Origin of the sequence: Sorangium sp. So ce124 (genome assembly GCF_051525235.1) — a bacterium.
Classification (GTDB): Bacteria; Myxococcota_A; Polyangia; order Polyangiales; family Polyangiaceae; genus Sorangium; species Sorangium atrum.
Genome location: NZ_CP150312.1, coordinates 5,659,752 through 5,680,755 on the forward strand (window position 1 = coordinate 5,659,752; position 21,004 = coordinate 5,680,755).

General features: G+C 72.6%; 20 protein-coding genes. 10 read left to right on the plus strand and 10 right to left on the minus strand.

Annotated features, from left to right (window positions below; all coding sequences use genetic code 11):
- Nucleotides 1-4: 4 nt before the first annotated feature.
- On the plus strand, nucleotides 5-2,089 hold the full coding sequence (locus WMF19_RS21095) for an HlyD family efflux transporter periplasmic adaptor subunit (RefSeq protein WP_437900739.1): 2,085 nt from the start codon (nucleotides 5-7) through the stop codon (nucleotides 2,087-2,089).
- Entirely contained in the window at nucleotides 2,077-3,483 is a 1,407-nt protein-coding gene (locus tag WMF19_RS21100; RefSeq protein ID WP_437900740.1) for a TolC family protein, read from the plus strand. Before WMF19_RS21095 ends, WMF19_RS21100 begins: the two co-directional genes overlap by 13 nt.
- A gap of 25 nt (nucleotides 3,484-3,508) precedes the next feature.
- On the opposite strand, the gene WMF19_RS21105 is transcribed toward WMF19_RS21100, so the two are convergent.
- Entirely contained in the window at nucleotides 3,509-4,309 is an 801-nt protein-coding gene (locus WMF19_RS21105; protein WP_437900741.1) for a polyphosphate polymerase domain-containing protein, read from the minus strand.
- Nucleotides 4,310-4,423: 114 nt separating this feature from the next.
- Here WMF19_RS21105 and WMF19_RS21110 point away from each other — a divergent pair, with 114 nt between their 5' ends.
- The 3 genes from WMF19_RS21110 (at nucleotide 4,424) to WMF19_RS21120 (ending at nucleotide 6,609) form a co-directional block, all read left to right on the plus strand.
- Nucleotides 4,424-5,062 carry a DUF47 domain-containing protein gene (locus WMF19_RS21110; protein ID WP_437900742.1) on the plus strand — a complete coding sequence of 213 codons (639 nt, stop codon included), beginning with the start codon at nucleotides 4,424-4,426 and terminating at the stop codon, nucleotides 5,060-5,062.
- Nucleotides 5,059-6,066: an anion permease gene (locus tag WMF19_RS21115; protein WP_437900743.1), complete on the plus strand. Its 1,008-nt coding sequence runs from the start codon at nucleotides 5,059-5,061 to the stop codon at nucleotides 6,064-6,066. Before WMF19_RS21110 ends, WMF19_RS21115 begins: the two co-directional genes overlap by 4 nt.
- A 120-nt stretch (nucleotides 6,067-6,186) precedes the next feature.
- Complete coding sequence (locus WMF19_RS21120) at nucleotides 6,187-6,609, plus strand: hypothetical protein (protein WP_437593893.1); 423 nt, start codon at nucleotides 6,187-6,189, stop codon at nucleotides 6,607-6,609.
- Between the two features lie 85 nt (nucleotides 6,610-6,694).
- On the opposite strand, the gene WMF19_RS21125 is transcribed toward WMF19_RS21120, so the two are convergent.
- The 4 genes from WMF19_RS21125 to WMF19_RS21140 all read right to left on the minus strand — a co-directional run bounded on the left by WMF19_RS21125 (nucleotide 6,695) and on the right by WMF19_RS21140 (nucleotide 11,020).
- Nucleotides 6,695-8,086 (minus strand): HAMP domain-containing sensor histidine kinase, encoded by a 1,392-nt coding sequence (locus tag WMF19_RS21125; RefSeq protein WP_437900744.1) that lies wholly within the window; start codon nucleotides 8,084-8,086, stop codon nucleotides 6,695-6,697.
- A 3-nt stretch (nucleotides 8,087-8,089) separates the two neighbouring features.
- Nucleotides 8,090-8,797, minus strand: a complete 708-nt coding sequence (locus tag WMF19_RS21130; RefSeq protein WP_437593895.1) for a response regulator transcription factor — start codon at nucleotides 8,795-8,797, stop codon at nucleotides 8,090-8,092.
- Between the two features lie 142 nt (nucleotides 8,798-8,939).
- Nucleotides 8,940-10,310: a sensor histidine kinase gene (locus tag WMF19_RS21135; protein ID WP_437900745.1), complete on the minus strand. Its 1,371-nt coding sequence runs from the start codon at nucleotides 10,308-10,310 to the stop codon at nucleotides 8,940-8,942.
- Nucleotides 10,307-11,020, minus strand: a complete 714-nt coding sequence (locus tag WMF19_RS21140) for a response regulator transcription factor (RefSeq protein ID WP_437900746.1) — start codon at nucleotides 11,018-11,020, stop codon at nucleotides 10,307-10,309. The genes WMF19_RS21135 and WMF19_RS21140 overlap by 4 nt, the downstream gene beginning before the upstream one ends.
- Before the next feature lie 296 nt (nucleotides 11,021-11,316).
- Between WMF19_RS21140 and WMF19_RS21145 the strand changes: the two genes are divergently transcribed.
- The 3 genes from WMF19_RS21145 (at nucleotide 11,317) to WMF19_RS21155 (ending at nucleotide 14,860) form a co-directional block, all read left to right on the plus strand.
- Nucleotides 11,317-12,825, plus strand: coding sequence for a hypothetical protein (locus tag WMF19_RS21145; protein WP_437900747.1), 1,509 nt, complete (start codon nucleotides 11,317-11,319; stop codon nucleotides 12,823-12,825).
- Nucleotides 12,826-12,927: 102 nt separating this feature from the next.
- The gene (locus WMF19_RS21150) at nucleotides 12,928-13,872 is read left to right on the plus strand and encodes a protocatechuate 3,4-dioxygenase (protein WP_437900748.1); all 945 of its coding nucleotides are present in this window, start codon (nucleotides 12,928-12,930) and stop codon (nucleotides 13,870-13,872) included.
- A gap of 310 nt (nucleotides 13,873-14,182) precedes the next feature.
- A complete protein-coding gene (locus WMF19_RS21155; RefSeq protein ID WP_437900749.1) occupies nucleotides 14,183-14,860 on the plus strand; it encodes a putative quinol monooxygenase in 678 nt (225 codons plus the stop codon).
- Between the two features lie 130 nt (nucleotides 14,861-14,990).
- Here WMF19_RS21155 and WMF19_RS21160 read toward each other — a convergent pair whose 3' ends face one another.
- On the minus strand, nucleotides 14,991-15,155 hold the full coding sequence (locus WMF19_RS21160; RefSeq protein WP_437900750.1) for an SUMF1/EgtB/PvdO family nonheme iron enzyme: 165 nt from the start codon (nucleotides 15,153-15,155) through the stop codon (nucleotides 14,991-14,993).
- Nucleotides 15,156-15,324: 169 nt separating this feature from the next.
- Nucleotides 15,325-16,335, minus strand: a complete 1,011-nt coding sequence (locus tag WMF19_RS21165) for a helix-turn-helix transcriptional regulator (protein WP_437900752.1) — start codon at nucleotides 16,333-16,335, stop codon at nucleotides 15,325-15,327.
- Nucleotides 16,336-16,523: 188 nt separating this feature from the next.
- Between WMF19_RS21165 and WMF19_RS21170 the strand changes: the two genes are divergently transcribed.
- Complete coding sequence (locus WMF19_RS21170) at nucleotides 16,524-17,477, plus strand: SDR family oxidoreductase (protein ID WP_437900753.1); 954 nt, start codon at nucleotides 16,524-16,526, stop codon at nucleotides 17,475-17,477.
- Nucleotides 17,478-17,588: 111 nt separating this feature from the next.
- Here WMF19_RS21170 and WMF19_RS21175 read toward each other — a convergent pair whose 3' ends face one another.
- The 3 genes from WMF19_RS21175 to WMF19_RS21185 are packed head-to-tail and all read right to left on the minus strand — an operon-like array spanning nucleotide 17,589 to nucleotide 20,267.
- Nucleotides 17,589-18,026, minus strand: coding sequence for a 23S rRNA (pseudouridine(1915)-N(3))-methyltransferase RlmH (locus WMF19_RS21175; RefSeq protein WP_012236304.1), 438 nt, complete (start codon nucleotides 18,024-18,026; stop codon nucleotides 17,589-17,591).
- Between the two features lie 7 nt (nucleotides 18,027-18,033).
- Nucleotides 18,034-18,930, minus strand: a complete 897-nt coding sequence (gene rsfS / locus WMF19_RS21180) for a ribosome silencing factor (RefSeq protein WP_437900754.1) — start codon at nucleotides 18,928-18,930, stop codon at nucleotides 18,034-18,036.
- 56 nt (nucleotides 18,931-18,986) lie between these two features.
- On the minus strand, nucleotides 18,987-20,267 hold the full coding sequence (locus WMF19_RS21185; protein ID WP_437900755.1) for a glutamate-5-semialdehyde dehydrogenase: 1,281 nt from the start codon (nucleotides 20,265-20,267) through the stop codon (nucleotides 18,987-18,989).
- 447 nt (nucleotides 20,268-20,714) lie between these two features.
- Here WMF19_RS21185 and WMF19_RS21190 point away from each other — a divergent pair, with 447 nt between their 5' ends.
- Entirely contained in the window at nucleotides 20,715-21,002 is a 288-nt protein-coding gene (locus WMF19_RS21190) for a hypothetical protein (RefSeq protein WP_437330385.1), read from the plus strand.
- Nucleotides 21,003-21,004 lie beyond the last annotated feature (2 nt).

The window sequence follows — 21,004 nt, forward strand, 5'->3', positions numbered from 1 at the left end:
TTCCATGATGATCACCCACCGACTCCGCGCGGCGCTCCAGGACGCCGCCCCCTGGATCTGCCTGGCCGCCACCCTCGGCGTCACCTCGTACCTCCATTTCGGCGGCGACGATCGCGGGCCCATCGTCGGCTTCGAGCAGCCGGTGCTCCAGGCGCTCGCCCCCACCGAGATCGCGCGGGTGGCGTCAATCCACGTCGGCCTCAACGACGAGGTGGCCCCGGGGCAGATCGTGGCCACGCTGGACACCTCCGCGATCGACGCCGAGATCGCCGTCGCCCGGGCGGAGGCGGCGCAGATCGAGGCCGAAGCGCGGGCCGAGCAGTCCCTCCTCGCCGGCAAGCTCGACTTGACCGTCGAGGAGCTTCAGCGCGATCTGGCGCAGCAGCGCGAGGAGCAGCTCCAGGCGAGCGCCGAGACCAAGGTGCTCGGCGACGAGGTCGCCAGGGTCAAGCAGCTCGTCGAGGACCGGCTGGCGGTCGTCGACGACCTCTCCAAGCTCACCGTGCAGCAAGCCGGCGCCGCGGCCCTCGCCGCGGAGAAGCCCCGCACGCTCGGCCTCCTCTCCCGGCAGCTCCAGGTCGCCAAGCAGCGCCGGCAGGAGGCGGAGCGGCAGCCGCCCGCGGCCGCGGCCAAGCTGGAGGCCGACCTGCTCGTCGCTCGGCGCAACGTCGAGGTGCTCGAGCAGCGCCGGGCGGGCTACGCGCTCCGCGCCACGAGCGGCGGGCGCGTCGCCGGCATCGACAAGCAGGTCGGCGACGTGGCCGCGCCCGGCGAGCCGGTGGTGCGCGTGGTGAGCCCGCGCGGCACCGTGGTCGCCTGCGTCCCGGAGCGCTCCGCCCTCGGCCTCGCCGAGGGGGACGCCGCCCGGCTCTGGGTCCGCGGCCAGCGCGGCGAGCCGCTCCCCGGCAAGATCGCCGCGCTGGGCCCGCTCGTCGCCGAGCTGCCCATGCGCTGCTGGACGTCGCCGCGGCAGCCCATGTGGGGCCGCGAGGTCACCATCGCGCTCGAGTACCCCGTGGACGTCCCCGCCGGCCAGGCGTTCGACGTGGTGTTCAAGCCCGGCCACGCCGCGCTCAGCGCCGCCCCGTCCCCCGCCGCCCCACCGCCGCCCGCCGCAGCGATGCGCGCGCTCGCCATGCGGGTGCCGCCGGCGCTCTCGCAGCGATCGCGGTTCGAGCCCTCGGGGCTCCTCGTTCGCCCCGCCGAGGGGCGCTACCTGATCATCAGCGACGACACGGGCCATGACGGCAAGGACGACGAGGGCGCACCGTGGCTCTTCGCGATGTCCGCGACCGGCGCCGTCGACCCGGAGCCCGTCGTGGTGCAGGGCGTCGACGAGCTCGTCGACGTCGAGGGGATCGCCGCCGGCGACGCGGGCGAGATCTACCTCCTCTCCTCGCAGAGCTACAACAAGAAGGGGCGGCGCAAGCCGGGCCGCACGGCGCTCCTCCGCCTGCGCAGCGACGGGCAGGGCTTCCGCGTGCACGGCGAGGTCCACCTCGCCGAGATGCTCGACGCGAGCGCCGAGCGCGCCGCGGCGCTCGGGCTCCCGCGCGGCACACGCGAGCTCGACATCGAGGGCATCGCCTTCCACCAGGGCTCGCTCTACCTCGGGCTGAAGGCCCCGCTCGACGCGCAGGGCAACGCGATGATCTGGCGGATCGCGTCGCCGGGCGCGCTCTTCCCGGAACGGCGGCCCGCGACGGGCAACGCTGGCAAGGGCAAAGGGAGCGAGCCCCCGGTCGACCCGAAGCTCCTCGAGGACGCCGGCCTCTCGCTCTGGGCGCGCGCGCGCGTCGACGTGGATCTCGCGGGCCGGCCCACGCCGGGCGGCATCTCCGATCTCCTGTTCTTGCCCGACGGCTCGCTCGCCATCGCGTCGACGCCCTCCACGGCGGACGGCGACGCGGGCGCGCTCTTTCGGGTCGACGGCCCGCAGCCCGGCGCCCTCGCCCCGCGCCTCGTGCAGCGCTTCCCGGGGCTGAAGCCCGAGGGGATCGCCCCCTCGCTGTCCGCGGGCAAGCTGATGGTCGTCTTCGACGCCGGCAGCAGCGCGCCGTCATTCCAGGAGCTCTCGTGGGACCGCTGAGGGTCGAGCGCGTCCTCCTCGCCGCGCTGGGCCTCGCGCTCGCGGGCTGCTACGCGCCGAGCAGCGCGCCCGGCGTCGAGCGCGCCGTCGCCCTCTACCGCCAGGACCGCGCGCGCGGCGGCGCTCACCCCGCGCCGCGAGGAGGCCCCACGCTCCGCCCCGCCGCGCGCGCGGCCGTGGGCGCGGCTCCCGGCGCGCTGACCGTGGACCAGGCGGTGGCCATGGCCAGGGACAACAGCCCGCGCCTCGCCGAGCTCACCGCCCGCGCGGCCGCGGCCTCAGCCGCGGCCGCGCCAGAGAGCCACCACGAGAACCCGGAGCTCCGCGTCTCGCAGCTGCGCCTCGACGAAGTCCTCGCCGGCGAGCCACGGCTGGCTGCCGGGGTCCGCTTCCGCCCCGCCCGCCCGGGCGAGATCGACGCCGAGGTCGCCGCGGCGCGCGCCGAGGAGGCCGCCGCGCGCGCGGAGGCCCACGCCGAGGCGCTCGCCGTCGAGGCGGACATCCGCTGGCTCTTCGACGACGCGGTCCTGCTCGAGGCGGAGATCGCGGCCGCGGACGCCCTCGTCGCGGCGCGCCGGGCCATCGCCGCGAACGCCAGGACCCGGGTCCAGGCTGCCGCGGCTACGGCGCTCGACGAGGCCAAGGCGGAGCTGTCCGCGATCGAGGCGGAGCAGGATAGCGTGGACCACCGCGCGCGCCTGCGCGCCGTGCGCGGCGAGCTCCTGGAGCGCGTCGGGCTCGACCCCGCCGCGCCCGTGCGCCTCGTCGGCGATCCGCTGGCCGCGTGGCCGCCCCCCGCGCTCCCCTCGGAGGACGCGCTGATCGAGACGGCGCTCAGAAACCGCCTCGAGGTCGCCGCCGCGGCCGCGCAGATCGACGCCGCCGACGCGCAGGCGTTCATCGAGCGCCGCAAGCGCTGGCCCTGGTTCTCGTTCCTGGAGCTCGGTTACGAGTTCTCGCCGGGCACCGAGCGCGGGCTGGGCTGGACGCTCGAGGCCGGCATCGAGCTGCCCATCTTCAACTCCAACCGCTCGGCTACCCTCGCCGCCGAGGCGGCGACCCGCGCGGCGCGGAGCGGCCTCGCCGCCCAGGTGAGGCTGGTGGCGCGCGAGGTGCGCGCGCACCTCCGGGAGGTCGAGGCCGCCGCGACGCTGGTCACCGAGCTCCGCGCCCGGGCGCTCCCCGTCGCCGAGCGCGCGGCCACGGCGGCCCGGCGCGCCCTCGAGGACCGGGCCCTCCCCGCCGTGGACGCCCTCTCTACCGACGAACAGCGCCTGGAGATGGAGATCAAGCTCCTCGAGCTCCTGCGCCGCCACCGCACGGCGCTCACCGAGCTGCGCCGCGCCGTCGGCGGCCACCTCCCCGCGGCGCCGGGCGGCGCCGCGCGACGATGAAGATGAAGGGTGGGTGATCGGCGGCTCACCCGCCGCGCCCGCCCCTCCTCGGCGATCGCTCCCCCGGCAGCGTCAGCTCCGCGTTCACGCCATAGCAGTACTTCGAGAACGAATAGCGGATGAGATCGAGGCGCTTGACCAGGGCGACCATCCACGCCGGCGGCCGCCGCTCGAACTTGAGCTCGAGCACGGTGACGGGCTCCGCCGTCCGCGTCTGCGCCGTATGATCGATGGGCCGCCACCTCCGGGGATCTGCCTCCAGATCGAGCGAGTCCCAGCTCTGCACCGCGATCTTGCGATCGAACGTCAGCCGCGCGTACGCCTCGAGCTCGCTGATGAACGCCTCCCGCTCGTACTCGACGAGCACCGCGGGGCGCAGGTGGTGGCGGTGATACGGGGCGAGGAAGCGCAGGGCCCCTGCCCGCGCCGCGGGTGGGAGCGCCGAGAGCGCCGTGTCGTGCCCTGCGAGCACCTCGCGCCACAGCTCCGCCGGCACGGCCGCGCGCGTCTTCACGATGACGTCCAGCACCCGCCGCTTGACCTCCAGGAACACGGGGCTCGCCTTGCTTCCCGGGTAGACGCGGGCGCGCAGCTTGAAGCGATCCCCCTGCTCCCGCTCGTTCGCCCAGTAGAGGTCGAAGCGGTCGGTGTCGAAATAGAGCGACCGGATGCGGTACGTCCCGTCGGGCCCGGCGTATTTGTCGATGCGCGAGGTCGTCCGCACCGCGGCGCGGATCGCCGGGATGAGCCGATCCGGGATCAGGTATTTGTACTCGTAGCGCTCGATGATGCTGTCCATGGCGGAAGGAGAGCGGTACCCGCTCAACGGGCTTGATCGTAAAACCGACGGTGGGACTCGCAAGAGGAGAAGGCGACTCCCATTGTTTTCATTTATTAACGAGTTGTTTTGGTTCGTTTGCGCGCGTTGACGCGCCCCGCGATGCCGGATTATCAATTCGGCATGGGACTGACCCAGGACGCTTTCTTCTTCGACGCCCTCGCCGAGCACGCGCAGAAGAGCGCCACGGCGAGCAAGCTCCTCCTGGAAATGCTCGACCGGCTGGAGGACGCCCCGGCCATCGCCAAGAGAATCAAGGAGATCGAGCACGAGGGCGACCGGATCACGCACAGCTGCCTGGCTGCGCTGCACACGACCTGGATCACCCCCCTCGATCGGGAGGAGATCCACGCGCTGATCACCCGGCTCGACGACGTGCTCGATTGCATCGAGGCCGCCAGCGAGCGTATCGTCCTCTTCGAGATCAAGAGCGCGATAGCGGAGGCGCGCCTCCTCGCGGAGTCGGTGGTGGCCGCGTGCGTCACCATGAGCGCGGCGACCAGCTCGCTCCGCGACGTGAAGAACCGCGCCCGGCTGCTCGAGTTCTGCGTCGAGATCAACCGCCACGAGAACGCCGCCGACGCGCACTACCGCGTGGCCCTGGCGGCGCTCTTCAAGCAGGGCAGCGACCCGCTGCTCGTGATGAAGTGGCGTGACATCTACGATCAGCTCGAGAACGCCACGGACCGGTGCGAGGACGTCGCCAACGTCATCGAGGGCGTGGTGCTCGAGCACGCATGACGACCTACATCATCGCCATCATCGTCGTCGCGTTGGCCTTCGACTTTATCAACGGCTTCCACGACGCCGCCAACTCCATCGCCACCGTGGTCTCCACACGGGTGCTCTCCCCGCGGAGCGCGGTGGTCTGGGCCGCGCTCTTCAACTTCATCGCGTTCGCCCTGTTCGAGCCGACGGTCGCCCGCAACATCGCCAAGGGCGTCGAGCCGGCCTTCATCACCCCCAACGTGATCCTCGCGGCGCTCGCCGGCGCGATACTCTGGAACCTGCTCACCTGGTGGTGGGGCCTGCCCTCGTCGTCCTCGCACGCGCTCATGGGCGGCTTCGCGGGCGCGGCCGTGCTCAACGCCGGCCGCGTCTCTGTGCTCGACGCGAAGATTTTCGGGACGACCGCGGCGTTCATCGTCGTCTCGCCGCTCGTGGGCTCCGCGCTCGGGTTCGTGCTGATGCACGCCATCCGGCGGCTCGGGCGGCGCTCGGCGCCCGGCACGGTGGACATGCGGTTCCGGCGTCTGCAGCTGCTCTCGGCAGCGGCCTATTCGCTCGGGCACGGCGGCAACGACGCGCAGAAGACCATGGGCATCATCACCGCGCTGCTCGTCTCGACCGGCGTCCAGGAGGGCGGCGCGAAGATGCAGCCCATGCTCTGGGTAGTGCTGCTCTGCCACGCCGCCATGGGCCTGGGCACGCTGTCGGGCGGGTGGCGGATCGTGCGGACCATGGGGATGAAGATCACCAAGCTCAAGCCGGTGGGCGGCTTCGCCGCGGAGACCGCCGGCGCGGCCACGCTCTTCAGCGCGACCGCGCTGGGGGTCCCGGTGAGCACCACGCACACGATCACCGGCGCGATCGTCGGCGTCGGCGCCGTGAGCGGCCGGCTGTCGGCGGTGCGCTGGGGCGTGGCAGGCCGCATCGTCTGGGCCTGGATCTTCACCATCCCGGCCTCGGCGCTGCTCGCTGCCCTCACCTACGCCGCGGCCCGCGCGGTGACCGGAGCGCCCTGACCGAGGCCTGCAAACGCGGGGGCCGGGGCGCCGTGCTCGCCTCGAGGCGAGCTACACAATCGCTCACACTCCGTTTACACCTCCAGAACATCGATCCCGCAGGCTCGGGGATACAGCTCTATGGAAAAGAAACTCTCGTCGCTGTTCACTCTCGCCCTCCTCACCGCATCGATCTCGCTCACCGCCTGCTCCAGCGAGCCTCCGGCGCAGGACCCGTCCACGGCGCAGGGAGGATATCCCCAGCAGGGAACCACGCAGGCATACCCGCAGCAGGGGTATCCGCAGCAAGGATACCCGCAGCAGGGGTATCCGCAGCAAGGATACCCGCAGCAAGGGACCACCGCGGCGCCCACGACGACGGCGACCGCCGCAGGGACCACGGCAAACCCCTTGGCGTTGCCGTGTCAGTCCGACGCGAGCTGCGGGACGCACAGGTGCAATCTGACCGCGCAACGATGCTCGTTCCCGTGCGCCGGAGCGCAGGACTGCGCGGCCGGCAACAGCTGCATGATGGGCCTCTGCGTGCCCGGGGCGGCCCAGTGACGCTACGCGAGGCCCGCCCGCGCGGGCCTGGAACGTCGTTATTCCCATCCCCCGACCGCCGGGGGCGGTCGCTTCCTCGAAGCGCTTAGCCTTCGCCGCGATCGTGCGCGGGCATCGAACGAGCCTCCGGCGCGCGCGCGATCGGGAGCCGCACGCGCGCGCGCGTCCCCTTGTTCGGGGCGCTCACGAGCTCGATCTGGCCCCCATGGGCGTCGATGATGCGCTTCGCCAACGCAAGGCCGAGCCCCAAGCCCCCAGTCGCGCGGGTGCGGCTCCTGTCGGCGCGAAAGAACGGCCGAAATACGCGAGAAAGGTCCGCGGCAGCGATGCCGATGCCCTCGTCGATCACCTCGATCACGACATCGTTCCCGCCGCGCGCGACGAGCTCGATCGCGGCAGAGGTCCGCTCCGTGTACTTGTGCGCGTTCTCCAGCAGATTGTCGATGACGCGCCGAAGGAGCACGGCGTCGGCGTCGATCGAGGGCAGATCCTCGGGCACGTCGATCCGCAGCGTCCGCTTCGGATGCGCCGCGCAGAAGCGCGACGCCGCGTGCGCGAGCAGACCGGCGACGTCCACGTGCTCGCGCCGGAGCGGGGGGATGCCGCCTGGCGAGGCGGCGTCCTCGAGGTCGAGCCGCGCGGCGGTGAGGACGTCGGTGATGAGCCGCTCGAGCTCGTCGAGGTCGCCGCCGACGTCGGCGAACAGCTCCCGCGCGACGGCGACGTCTCCCTCCGCCTCGGAGATGAGCGCGAGCGCCATCCGGATGCGCGACAGGGGCGTGCGCAGCTCGTGCGAGACGTTGGCGAGCAACTCCCTCTCGGCCCGCAACAGCTCGGTCACACGGTCGGCCATCTCGTCGAAGGCGCGGGACACCTCGCCAAGCTCGTCCGGGCTCGGAAGGACGGCGCGGGCTTTCAGGTTGCCGCCGCCGAAGGCGCGCGCGGCAGCCGACAGCTGGCGCAGCGGGCGCGTGAGCGTGCGCGCCAGGAGCCACGACGAGACGCCGACCACGACGAGGACGAAAGCGATCACGCGCAGCCCGCTGAACGGCGGCGGCGGCGGCGGGGCCATCAGCTCGACCAGCCCGTCCCGACCGTCCGGAAAGCGGAGCGGAGATGTATAGCAGCGCGGTGTCTCGGAATCCGGCGGCCAGGCTGAGCCCGTCGGGGCGCAGCGCAGAGCCCCCGCGGGGGCGCCACTCGCGCGGACCGCGCCGTCCGGATCGATCACGGTGATCGTGGCGCTCAGCTCTTCGCGCGCGCTCGCGAGGACGCCCTCGAGCGCGCGCGGGTCGTCGATCGAGCGGGCGATGACGCTGGCGATGAATCGGAGCTGTTGCCTACCGGGGCTCTGGCCGGTCCGCCGGTTCAGCTCCATGACGGCGATGAAGCCGGCCACGACGACCGCGATCTGCGCGAGCCCCACGAGATAGATGCGGAGCGCCAGCCGCCCGCGCAGGAGGTCCCGGATCGCCATGCTTCACGCGTCGTCGGCGAAGACGTAGCCGATGCCGCGGACGGTCTTGAGGATCCGGGGGCTCCTCGGATCGTCGCCGAGCTTCCTGCGCAAGTGGGAGATGTGCACGTCGATCGACCGATCGAACGCCTCGTCGGCGCTGCCCCGCACGAGATCGACGAGCTGCTCGCGCGTGAGCACGCGCCCTGCGCGCCCGGCCAGCGTGTAGAGCAGATCGAACTCGTATGTCGTGAGCGACAGCTCGGCGCCGTCGAAGATCGCCCGCCGCGCGGCCGGATCGATGGTGAGCGAGCCGGTGACGAGGCGGCGCTCCGAGGTGGGGCCCGCGAGGCCGCGGGCGCGCCGCGCCTGCGCCCGGATGCGCGCCAGCAGTTCCCGCGCCGAGAACGGCTTGCCGATGTAGTCGTCCGCGCCTCCTTCGAGGCCCAGCACGCGATCCGTCTCCTCGCCGCGCGCCGTGACCATGATGATCGGCGTATCGACGCGGGCGCGGAGCTTCTGGCAGACCTCGAAGCCGTCGATCTCGGGGAGCATGAGATCGAGGAGGATGACGTCGGGGCGCTCGCGCAGGACGCAGGCGATGCCCTCGCGGGCCTCGACCGCGACCGTGACGCGCATGTTGTGCGATTCGAGGTACCGCGCCGTGAGCCGCGCGAGCTTCTCGTCGTCCTCGATGTACACGATCGACGCTGCGCACCTCTCAACTGCCATCGTCACCGCAGCGTAACATTCGCGCGCCGGGCGGAGACGCCCGTTAACCGTTGCTTAACATGGATGCAGCGGGCATGCGGTAGCGGGCGTGCGGCCGCGAGCGTTGCACGAGCACCGAGGCTCCCCGCCGCGCTCGCGGGACTCACGCCCCCTCCCCCGCCTCCGCCGGCAGCGCGATCCGCGCCGTCGTCCCCTCGCCCACCCGGCTCTCGATCTCCAGCCGGCCGCCGTGCGCCTCCACGATCCGGCGCGCCAGCACCAGGCCGAGGCCGACGCCGCCGGTCGCGCGGGTGCGGCTCCGGTCGCCCCGGAAAAAGGGGCGGAAGAGGTTGGGCAGATCCTCCTCGGGAATGCCGGCGCCGCGATCCTCCACCTCGATCACCGCGGCGCCGCTCTCAACACGGGCGCAAAGGCGCACGGGCGCGTCGGGATCCGAGTACTTCTGCGCGTTGTCGAGGAGGTTGTCGATCGCCCGCCGCAGCAGGGATCGATCGGCCGTGAGCGACGCGGGCCTGTCGAGATCCACCACGAGGGCGAGCTGTCGCTCGGGGGAGCGCGTGCGAAAGCGGGTCGCCGCGCCCTCGACGAGCGCGCCGAGATCCATCGGCGCGCGCTCGAGGCGCGGGAGGCCGCCCGGAGCGATCGCGAGATCCAGCCGCGCGGCGGTGAGCACGTCTCCGACCAGCCGCTCGAGCTCGCCCAGATCCTCCGCGATCTCGCCGAGGTAGCCGCGGACGCGCTCGGGATCGCCCTCGCTCGCGAGATCCAGCGCCACCCGGATCCGCGAGAGGGGCGTGCGGAGCTCGTGAGAGACGTTGGCGAGCAGCTCCTTCTCGGCGCGGCGCAGGACGACCAGGCGATCGGCCATCTCGTCGAAGGAGCGGGCGAGATCGCCGATCTCGTCCTGCCGCGCGATGGCCGAGCGCTCCTCGAGCCGGCCCGCGCCGAAGGCCTGGGTCACCGCGCGCAGGCGCTCGATAGGACGCGCCACGGATCGCGCGAGCGGGATGGATCCGACCGCGAACACCAGCAGGACGGCGAGGAAGGCGACCACCGCGGGCGTGGGGCTCGGGGCGGGCATGACGTCTCCGGTGATCGCGTGGCCGACGTGGCGGCCGCCGACGACGAAGGCGACAGCGTGCCTGTGCAGGGGCTCGATAGGCAAGGTGACGCCGGGCTCGAGGCGCGCCGCCTCCTCGGCGGGGAGCGGTGGCAACGGGGGGTGGACGTTGGTCGCGATCAGCGCGCCGCGCGTGTCGTAGAGGGACAGCTGGATGTCCAGGCGGTCCCGGACGGCGGCGATCTCGCGCTCGAGGCGCGCCGGATCGCCGGCGGAGAGGGCCGCCTGGTCCACCACCCAGGTGACCATCCCGTAAAGCCGCTGGTCCATCGCGGGGCGCGCCATCAGCTCCAGCACCAGGAAGACCGAGGCGCCGGCGAGGAGGATGAGGAGCAGACCGTGGAGATAGACCCGGACCAGAAAGCGGCGCAGCGCGCGGCCGATGCGGCTCACGGGTCCACCTCGTCGTCGGCGAGCACGTAGCCGGCGCCCCGCACGGTCTTGAGCAGCCGCGGTCGCTTCGGGTCAGTCTCGAGCTTCTGCCGGAGGCGCGAGATGCGGACATCGATGGAGCGATCGAAGGCCTCCTCCGCGGCGCCCTTGGCCAGATCGAGCAGCTGCTCGCGGGTGAGCACCCGCCCCCGGCGCTCGGCCAGCACGCGGAGCAGCGTGAATTCGTAGGCGGTGAGCGCGAGCTCCCGGCCGCCCAGGGTGGCACGCAAGCTGCCGGAGTGGAGCACCAGAGGGCCCACGCGCAGCACCCGCGGCCCCGAGGTGACCTGGCCGCGGGCGCGGCGGACCATGGCGCGGATACGCGCGAGCAGCTCGCGCGAGGAGAAAGGCTTGATGAGGTAATCGTCCGCGCCCATCTCCAGGCCGAGGACGCGATCGGCCTCTTCGGCCCGGGCTGTCACCATGAGGACCGGCACGTCGGAGCCCTCGCGCAGGGCCTGGCAGACCTCGAGGCCGCTCCGGCGCGGGAGCAGGAGGTCGAGGATGATCACGTCGTGGCCGCCGCGCCGGCCCTCGCGCAGGCCGGCCTCGCCGTCGGCGGCGTGGGTGATGGCGACGCCGTGCTCCTCCAGGTACTCGCGGGTGAATCGGGCGAGGCGCTCGTCGTCCTCGACGAGGAGGGCGCGGATCGGAGGCTCCAGGGTATCCATTCGAGATCCGAAGATAGCCCCGGGCGGGGCGGGGCGGGCCCGCCTGAAACACTCCGACACAGTCCAGCAACGACGCCCACATGGCGGGCGGCCATCATCGCGGGCGGGCCGGGCGGACGTGGAACGCCTTCGTGAGGAGAGCGGCCTTCCTCCTCTCGATCACCGGCGTCGCCGGCCGCGCAAAGAAGGCGCCAAGGAGAACTGACATGGTTCACGCTCGATTTCTGCGATGGGCGGCAGGGCTTCTAGCCCAGGCCGCGCCTCTCGGCCGCTCGGAGCGACTCATGGTGAGCAACATGGGAACGGACTCCGCCTCTTCGGGCCGGGGCAGCAGGGGCGCCAGAGGGCTCTCGCCCATCGCGCTCTTGCTCGTCCTCGTCCCGACGTCGTGCACGAAGACGACCGATGACGCGCAGGCCGACACGGGCACGCACGCCGGAGAGCATGCCCTATGCGGCACACCCTACGATCCAGATCCGCGCGACGCGACGATGACCGGGGAGCCCATCCGGATCACCACGAACGAGGGCGACCCGGACGATCCCTCGGACGACCAGTACGACCTGCAGTTGCCTCAGGAGATGGTCGACTGGCTCGAGGAGCAGAACTGGGTTCAGGAGCACGGCGACTGGCACAACATCCGGCGCTGGGATCTGGGCTGTCTGCAGAGCCCCTCAGGAGGAGGCGTTTGCGAGGGCGCCGAGGTCATGGAAGCGCGTGGCTTGTGGCGCGCCGAGATCCAGGAAGGCGAGCCCGGCGACGGCTATGCGTTCCTCGTGATGCATCGCCACATGATCCGTGGATTCAAGGAAGCGTTCCCCAAGCACGCCGCCCTCATCAGCGGCTTCAAGGAGGTGCCGCTGACCCAGGACGATCCCGAGAACCCGCTGCCGTGGGTCGACATCCGCTGGAGCGAGGACCAGCTGGCAGCGATCGCGCTCCTGCAGGACATCGAGAACAACCTCGATCTGTTCGAGAGCGAGGACGACTTCGGAAAATGGATCCAGCTGGGAGACGGCGGGTTCCCGCCGGGGGGTCCGGGCGGGTTTCCGCCGGGGGGTCCTCCCGGCTTTGGCGGCGGACCGGGCGGGAGCGACGATGGAACGGGTGGGAGTGGCGGAGCGGGCGGCAGCGACGGAACGAGTGGAGGTGGTGGCGGAACGGGTGGGAGCGGTGGCGGAACGGACGATTCCGGCCGTCCTCCGGGCAGCATCCACGGCGGGCTGCACTCGCAGTGGGCCGTGCCAGGCTCGCCGTACAACCTGGTCAACAACGACGTCAATGTCGTCCTGGTGTCCTTCTGGCGGCTGCATGGCTGGATCGACGACATGTGGGAGCGCTATCGGGTCGCGAAGGGCATCGGAGAGGACGACGCGAGTTACAAGGCCGAGATGATCGCCCAGTGCGACGAGATGCATGCGCTCGGCCACGCGGCGCCGCCGTCCAGCGGCCCGACGACCACGGAAACGGGCGTGTTCGCGGAGAGGGTGGCGCCCATCCTGAATGCATACTGCACCGGCTGCCACGGCGCTGTGGCTGCTTCCCAGGGGCTGGTGCTCAGCGATGTCGCCCCCTCCAAGGTGCGCGAAGCCCTGGTCGGAGTGACGGCCACCGAGGTCGAACTGCCGCTGGTCGATCCGGGCTCCCCCAGTACGAGCTGGTTGTTCCGCAAGCTGACTGGAGACTTTAGCGACATCGAATGCACCGAGTGCGGCACGGCGATGCCCCCCGCCGGCGTGAAGCCCACGGACGAGGAGATCCAGACGATCCGCGCCTGGATCGAGGCGGGCGCCACCGCGGAGTGACGCGCGCCGGGCGGCCAGGGGCCACCAGGCGTTGTTCTCCCAGCGGCGGCGCTGACTGCCACGGGACGTTGGATGTTCCAGGAGGAAGAGATGAGTGACGAGATGAAGCAGAGAAAAGCGCCACGTGCCGTCACGCGGCGCGATGTTCTTCATGGCCTCGGCCTCGCCTTGTCGGCGGTGCCCCTCGCTGGCCTCGCCAGCTGCGACGATACGAGCGCGAGCGCCGGCAGCGACGGCGCAGGAGGCGCCGGCGGCGCTGGGGGTACGGGGGGCGCCGCGAGCGCCGGCGGCTGGGCCAGCGGCGGCACGGCGTCGATGTCCGGCGATTACCCCGATCCCTTCAAGGACGATGTCCGCGCCACATGCGCCATGACCTGCGCGCTCATGCTCGGACCGTGTTATGCGGAGACGATCGAGCGAAGGGACATCAGCGAGGGGTACCCGGGCCTGCCCGTCCGGCTGGCGCTCCTCGTCGTCGACGAGTCCTGCGAGCCTGTCGAGGGCGCTTCCGTCGATATCTGGCACACCCGCAATGCAGGCCTGTACTCTGGCAATGACGCCGTGGACATGTGCACGTCCGATGACGCCGACGCCGAGTCGCACCGTTACTTCCGCGGCGTGCAGACGACCGGCGCCGACGGCCGGGTCGACTTCGACACCTGCTATCCGGGGTGGTACCAGGGGCGCGCCGTCCACATCCACTTCACCCTGCGCGTCGGAGGTCAGGAGTACGTCACGTCCCAGCTCTTCTTCCCCGAGGATCTGACCGCGCAGCTCTTCGCCGAGCACGCGGACTACAAGGAGTTCGGGCAGCCGGACACGAGCAACTCGGCAGATTCCATCTACGCGGGTGACGGGGCCCTGCTCTCGACCGCACTCCAGCCCGACGGCGCGCTGCTCGCGTGGAAGGTGCTCGTGATCCGCTCGTCGCTGGAGGAGACGCTCTGTGGCGACGCCGACGGCCCGGCCCCGCCCGGCGCCGGAGGTGGCCCGCCCGGCTTCGGCGGTGGCCCGCCCGGCTTCGGCGGCGGCCCGCCCGGCAGCTGAGCCGCAGCGACCCGTCGAGTCGAGCAAACGGGATGCAGGGCCCCAGGGAGGAGCTCGCGAAGACGGCGCTCGCCGGATCGGCAGGTCTACGCTGATCGCGGTGCGGCGATCACGGATGCCGCCGCGTTCGCGCTGCCCGGCGGGCGCATCCTCGCGCTAGGCGCCGAAGCCGGCGCGGATTGGCTGACGCGAAGCGTCATCGTCGTCGGCCGTCCGGCGCCTCCGAGGACAGCCACCGACCGATCGCAAGATCCTCCAAGTCGGCCGCCCCCGCCGGCGCGTAGCTTCCGCGAGGTCGGAAGGAGGACTCATGATCGGTGGCATCAAGCGCGCGCAGGCCAGGGCGGGTTCCGAGGCGGAGTTCGAGGCGATCTTCAGGACCCACGCGGCTGCGGTCCGGGCCCACGAGCCAGGCACGCTCAGCTACGACCTGTTCAGGGACGGCGCGCCGGGGCGCTATGTGGTCCTGGACCGCTATCAAGACGGGGAGGCGCTGGCCGCCCACTGCAGCTCGCCTCACGGAGCCGCCTTGTTTCCGCGCATGCGTGCGCTGCTGGAGCGCCTGGAGGTGAGCTACTTTCCGGGCCACGAGCCCGGGGACACGCGGTATACAGCCCTCTCCCTGACCCGCGCTCCCCTGGACACGGCGTTCCGTCTGGCCGCGGACATCCGCCTCCTGCCCCGCTGGAGCACGCGCTTCTGCCAGGGATTGCGACAAGAGGGGGCGCGCTGGATCGTGAGCTCCCCCCAGGGAGACGTGCGCTTCCGCTACGAGGCAGACCCGTCCGCGGGCGTGGTCTGGCACTGCGTGGATCCAGGCAGCGGAGAGCTGCGGATGCCCATGCGCATCGTGCGGCACGGCCCCGGGAGCCTGCTCCTCTTCACCCTACAGAAGCCGCTGGGGTGCTCCGACGCGGCTTTCGACGAGCAGAGAGAATGGGTGGATCAGGAGCTGGCTCAGCTGCGAGATCTGGTCGAGGGGTCTTAAGTACTACCCCCGGGACTCTGCAGTCTCTCTCCCGCTCGCTCGATCGCCCTCGCACAGCTCCTCACCGGTGCGGCCCATCGGCGCGGACGGCAACCGGCCCGATGCGCCCCCGCCGGCGCCTCGCCGCCCGTCACCGCCCCGGCGGCGCGAGCTGGTCGAGCGGCGGCTCATCACCCCAGGGATAGAGGCGTCCATCGACACCCCACGCGGCGTACTCCCACTCTGCGTCCGTGGGGAGCCGATAGCCGTTCGCCTCGCGGCGCCAGATTACGCCCTTCCCATCGTGCTCATGCAAACAATTGAAAACAATTCAACGATGAACGAGCTGCCAGGTGTCGGCATCCTGTGTCCGCACCACCGAATCGTCTTCTTCACGACTTGACATGCATGCGACTGGGAGATCGGGTATTCGTGTCCCCGCGCGGAATGAGCCTGGGCACGTTCGCTATCTCTCCGGCGTCGGCTCACCTCTTCCTGCCCGCGCGTCGAGGCGCCGCCGCGTCGCGCGCCCCGTAGACCGCTCGTAGATCCTTCGCGATCTCCCCGAGCCGCGCCCGCAGCGCCGCCGGCTCGACCACCTCGACGCCCCTGCCCAGCCCGACGATCTGCGAGATCGCGATCGACTCCCGCTCGAAGTCGACCGTCACGGCGCTCGTCCCGTCGCGCCCGCGCTTCCCGCGCCCCCACCGCTCGTGCTCGCCGCCGGGCCGGACCCGCCGGAGCGCCTCTTCCCCCTCCCCGGTCACGCGCAACGTCACCACGTAGCTCGCCCTGCGCTCCGCGAACCGCCCGCTCAAGGCCTTCCAGCACGCCGCCAGGTCGAACCCCTCCGGCCGCGCAAACGCGGCTTCGAGGAGCCGCGCCCCCGCCACCCGCGCTCCCCGGAAGATGCTCGGCCCCCGCTCGGTGCCGGCGACGAGGTACCAGCGGTCGGCCTTGATCACGAGCCCGTACGGCTCCACCACCCGCTCGCTCGCCTCGCCGTCGAAATCCCGGTACGCGAGCCACACCTTGCGATCCTGCCAGACCCCCTCCCGCAGGACGTCGAGGTGCGGCACCACCTCCCTGCCCTGGAACCACCCCGACGCGTCCACGTGGAGCCGCTGCCGCGCGTGCTCGGCCAGCGACCTGTGCACGGCCGGCAGCGCCGCCGACAGCTTGATCAGCCCGCGCTCCAGCGCCGCCGAGAGCCCGATGTCGGCCAGCGCTCCGGGCGCGGCGACCGCGGCGAGCGCCTGCACCTCGGGCTGCGTCAGCCCGGTCAGCGTCGTCTGCCACCCCTCCGCCAGCGCGATCCCGCCGCTCGGGCCGCGCTGCGCATAGACGGGCACGCCCGCGGACGACAGCGCGTCGAGGTCCCTGTAGATCGTCCGCGCCGAGACCTCCAGGCGGCGCGCCAGGTCCTCGGCCGTCAGCTGCCGGCTCTTCGCCCGCTGCAAGAGCAACATCAAGCTGAGCAGCCGATCCGCGCGCATGACCGTCCGTGGCTCCCGACCCCGAAATGACCCGCCCGAGAGGCTACGCGCAATTCATGACAGGAGACGTCAGGAATTGTCCCGTAGCGTCGCAGGACGACCGGAACAGGCCGGAATGCAAGGGCGCGCGCGCCGCAGGAGCCCGCGCGCGTCCGCGACGACGCCGGTCGCCAAGGAGGAGACATCGTATGAGACCGCTCGAAGGACAGGTCGCGCTCGTCGCCGGAGCCACGCGCGGCGCGGGGCGCGCCATCGCACGCTCGCTCGGCGAGGCCGGCGCCACGGTCTATTGCACAGGGCGCAGCGTCCGCGGCCGGCCCGCCACCGGCCAGCGCCCCGAGACCATCGAAGAGACCGCCGAGCTCGTGGCCGCGGCGGGAGGGCGCGGCGTCGCCGCGCAGGTCGACCACACCGTCGAGGAGCAGGTCGAGGCGCTCTGCGCCCGGATCCGGCAGGAGCAAGGGAGGCTCGACGTCCTGGTCAACGACGTGTGGGGCGGCGATGAGCTCACCGAGTTCGGCCAGCCGTTCTGGAAGCTCTCCCTGCCCAGCGGGAGGATCCTGCTCGAGCGGGCCGTCACCTCGCACATCATCACGAGCCGCCACGCGGTGCCGCTCATGCTCGAGCGCGATCGCGGCCTCATCGTCGAGATCACCGACGGCGACCACTTCGGTTACCGCGGCAACCTCTTCTACGATCTGGCGAAGATGTCGGTCATCCGCCTGGCCTTCGCCATGGCCTGGGAGCTGCGCCGCCACCCCGCCGTGACGGCGCTCGCGGTGACGCCCGGCTTCCTGCGCTCGGAGGCCATGCTCGACCACTTCGGCGTCACGGAGGCGAACTGGCGAGACGCCGCCGAGAAGGAGCCGCACTTCATCGAATCGGAGACGCCGTTCTACGTGGGCCGCGCCGTCGCGGCGCTCGCCGCCGATCCGCGCGTCGCGGCGAAGTCCGGCCGCGTGTTCAGCTCGTGGGATCTCGCGAGGGAGTACGGGTTCACCGACGCCGATGGCCGGAAGCCCCACTGGGGCGAGTACTTCGAGCGGAACCTCGGCAGGTACAACAGGGCCGGCGAGGCGGCCTATGCGAGCTGGTTCAATGGACCGATGGAGCTCGCGTGCCCCGACTGGCCCAAGGAGTGACCGGCGCGGCGGCCGCCGCCGCGAGCGGTGGCCGCCGCTCTGGGCATCGACCGCAGCGTCGGGCATCGGCCGCCGCGTCGAGCGGCGGCCGCAGGGGCCGGCGCGGCCGCCTCAGTGAGCGTAGGGCTCGCCGCGCAGCAGGGTCATCGCGCGGTAGAGCTGCTCGATCAGCACGAGCCGCGCGAGGCGGTGCGGGAACGTGAGCGGCGAAAGGCTCCACCGGTCGTCCGCCGCTGCGGACACGTCGGGCGGCAGCCCGTCCGCGCCCCCGATCAGGAACGCGACAACGCCCTTGCCGCGCGAGCCCCAGCGCTCGACGCCGGCCGCGAACGCCTCGCTGCCGAGCGCCTTGCCGCCCACCTCCATGGCGATGACGCTCGCCCCCGCCGACGCGCGCGCGAGCAACGGCCCGACCTTCGCCGGCGGGCCGTCCTGGATCTCGATCTCGTCGCACGCCACGTAGCGGCGGATGCGGCCGAGGTACTCGTCCATCGCCGCGCGCAGCGGCTTGTCCTTCACGCGCCCGACGGCGGCGACGACGAGTCGCACGGCGCGCTCAGCTCGGATCGAACCGCGGGGCGGGCTGCGCCCCCGGCGGCAGGGTCTCCTCCGGGACCGGGACGCGCCCCGCGTCGATCCAGAGCCCCTCGATGTCGTAGAGGCGGCGCGTCTCCTCCTGGAACACGTGCACCACCACGTCGCCGAAATCGATGAGCACCCAGGTCGCCGCGGCGAGGCCCTCCATCGAGAGCGGCGCGAGCTTCTGCTTGCGCACCGCCTCCTCCAGCCCCGTCGCGATCGCGTGGACGTGCCGGTCGGAGCGGCCGGTCATGATCACGAGGTAGTCCGCGTAGTCGACGCGCCCCACGACCTCCAGGATCTCGACGCCGATCGCCTTCTTGTCGAGCCCCGCCGCGGCCAGCGTCAGCGCGAGCTCGCGCGCGGGTGCCGACGGCTCGGGGACGGGCGGCGGCGTGCTCCTGCGCGAGCCGGCGCGCTTCGGGCCGGTGAGCGGCGACTTGGCGCGCGCGGGCGACCGCCCCGCGAGCGGCAGCACCGCCTTCGCGCCGCCCTCGCCGCCGCCGCGCGCGACCCGCGGGGCCGGCGCGTCGCCGTCGTCGCGCGCCGGACGCCGCGCCCTCGAAGCCGGCCGATCCGCGGGGATCGGCCGCTCCGCGCGCTCCAGCGGCTCCGCCTCGCCGCCCGCGCGGCGCGCGCGGACCACCTTCTTCTTCGCGCCGGCCTCGCCGACGCCCGCGTGGGAGGCGCGGATCCGGGGAGACGCCGGCCGCTTCGGCTTGGCCGCGGACGACGCCCGGCCGGCCGCGCCCGCCTTGGCGGTGGTCGCCTTCTTCCGCGCCGGCGCGCGGGGCTCCGCGCCCTCGCCCGCCTTCGACCCCGACTTCGCCCGCGGCTTGCTGCTCCCCTCGCCTGCGTCCTTCTTGCTCGCCAACGTTCTCTCGCTTTCTTGCGCCCGGTCGATGACCGGCGCCCCTCGTCTCGCCCGCGTCAGCGGGTCTGGCCCTCGCCGTACGCGATCCACTTGAGCGTCGTCAGGCTCGCGAGCCCCATCGGGCCGTAGGCGTGGAGCTTCGTCGTGGAGATGCCGATCTCCGCCCCGAGGCCGAGCTCGCCGCCATCGTTGAACCGGGACGACGCGTTCACGAGCACGCAGCTCGCGTCGACCTCGCGCAGGAACCGCTGCGCGTGATCGTAGCGGGGCGTGCAGATGACCTCGGTGTGCATCGAGCCGTAGCGGCCGATGTGCTCGATCGCCTCGTCGAGCGACCTCACCACCCGCACCGCGAGGATGGGCGCGAGGAACTCCCGCCCGTAGTCGTCCTCCGCGGCCTTGCGCGCCGACGGCACGAGCGCGCAGGTGGCGGCGTCGCCGCGCAGCTCGAGCCCGCGCTCCGAGAGTGCGGCCACGCGCCCGAGCAGCGGCGCCGCGACGCCCTCGTGGACGAGCAGGCACTCCAGCGCGTTGCAGACGCCGGGGCGCTGGAGCTTGCCGTTCTCGACGAGGCGGTAGGCCATCTCGACGTCGCAGCCGGCGTCGGCGAAGAGGTGGTTCACGCCCTTGTAGTGCTGGATCACGGGGACGCGCGCGTTCTCGGCCACGAACCGGATGAGCCCCTCGCCGCCGCGCGGGATGGCCAGATCGATCATGCCGGTCAGGCCGAGCAGGATCCGCGTGGCCTCGCGGTCGAGCGAGGGGACCATCTGCACGGCGTCGGCCGGCAGGCCGACCGAGCGCAGCGCGTCCGAGATCAGCTCGCCGAGGGCCGCGTTCGAGCGAGCCGCCTCCTTGCCGCCGCGGAGGACCGCGGCGTTGCCGCTCTTCAGGCAGAGCACGGCGGCGTCGACCGTCACGTTGGGGCGCGACTCGTAGATCATCGCGATCACGCCGAGCGGGACGCGCACCTGCCCGACGAGCAGCCCGTTCGGCCGCCGCTCCATCCCGACGACCTGCCCGACCGGATCGCTGGCGGAGGCGACCTCGAGCACCGCGCCGGCGATCGCCGCGAGCCGCGCCTCGTCGAGCACGAGCCGGTCGACGAGCGCCTCGGAGACGCCGGCGGCGCGCGCCGCGGCCACGTCCTCGGCGTTCGCGGCCAGCACCGGGGAGCGCTTGCCCTCGCCGGCCTCGGCGCGCAGCCGCTCGGCGATCGCGCGCAGCGCGCGGTCCTTCTGGGCCCGGTCCAGCGGGGCGAGGGCCCGGGCAGCCGTCCGGGCGCGCTGGCAGAGCGCGCGAAGCGTGCCCTCTAGATCGATGTTGCTCTGTTCCACAGCGGGAACCTAGCTCGCCTCCCTGCGCGGGCCAACCGTTCTCCTGCGCGTCCATGCTAGCGTACCCGCCGTGTCCGGCGATCTCCGAAGCTCGAGCCAGGCGTCCTTCGCACCCGGATCCCGAGACGCCGGCCGCGCGCCGCGGGCAGGCAGCGCGCGGCGCGGCGCGGCGCTCCTCGCGGGGGCGCTCGTCGCCGTGATCGCGCCGGCGTGCCGCGGCTCGGACGCAGGCGCAGACGCGCCCGCCACGGCGAGCACGGGCATCCCCCTCGCGGCGCCGGGCGCGCTGGGGGCGCCGCTCGACGCGCCGCCGGCGGCCCCCTCCGTCCCCTCCTCGCCTTTCGCCGATCCGGAGGGGCTCCAGGTGCCTCCCGATCCGGCCGGCCCTCCCGAAATACCACCGTATCGTGCTCCTCCCGCGAACAGCGGGGGGAGCGGAGTGGAGCTATGACACGCGCCCGCCACGCATCGCCGATCGCCGCGCTCGCCGCGATCCTCGCCGCGCACCTCGCCGCGGCGTGCTCCTCCGCCGCGCCGAAGCCGCTCCCTCCCGGTCCGCCGCCCGAGTACGAGCGCCCGCGCGCGTATGACGGCGGCGTCGGCGACGCGCCCGCCGCGCCGCCCGACGAGCCGGATGCGACGCCGGGCGCGCCGCTGCTCGCCCCGTCGCCGGGCGCGCCGCCCGCGTCCACGCAGCCGCCGCCCACCACGCCGCCGCCGCCCACGCAGCCGTAGCG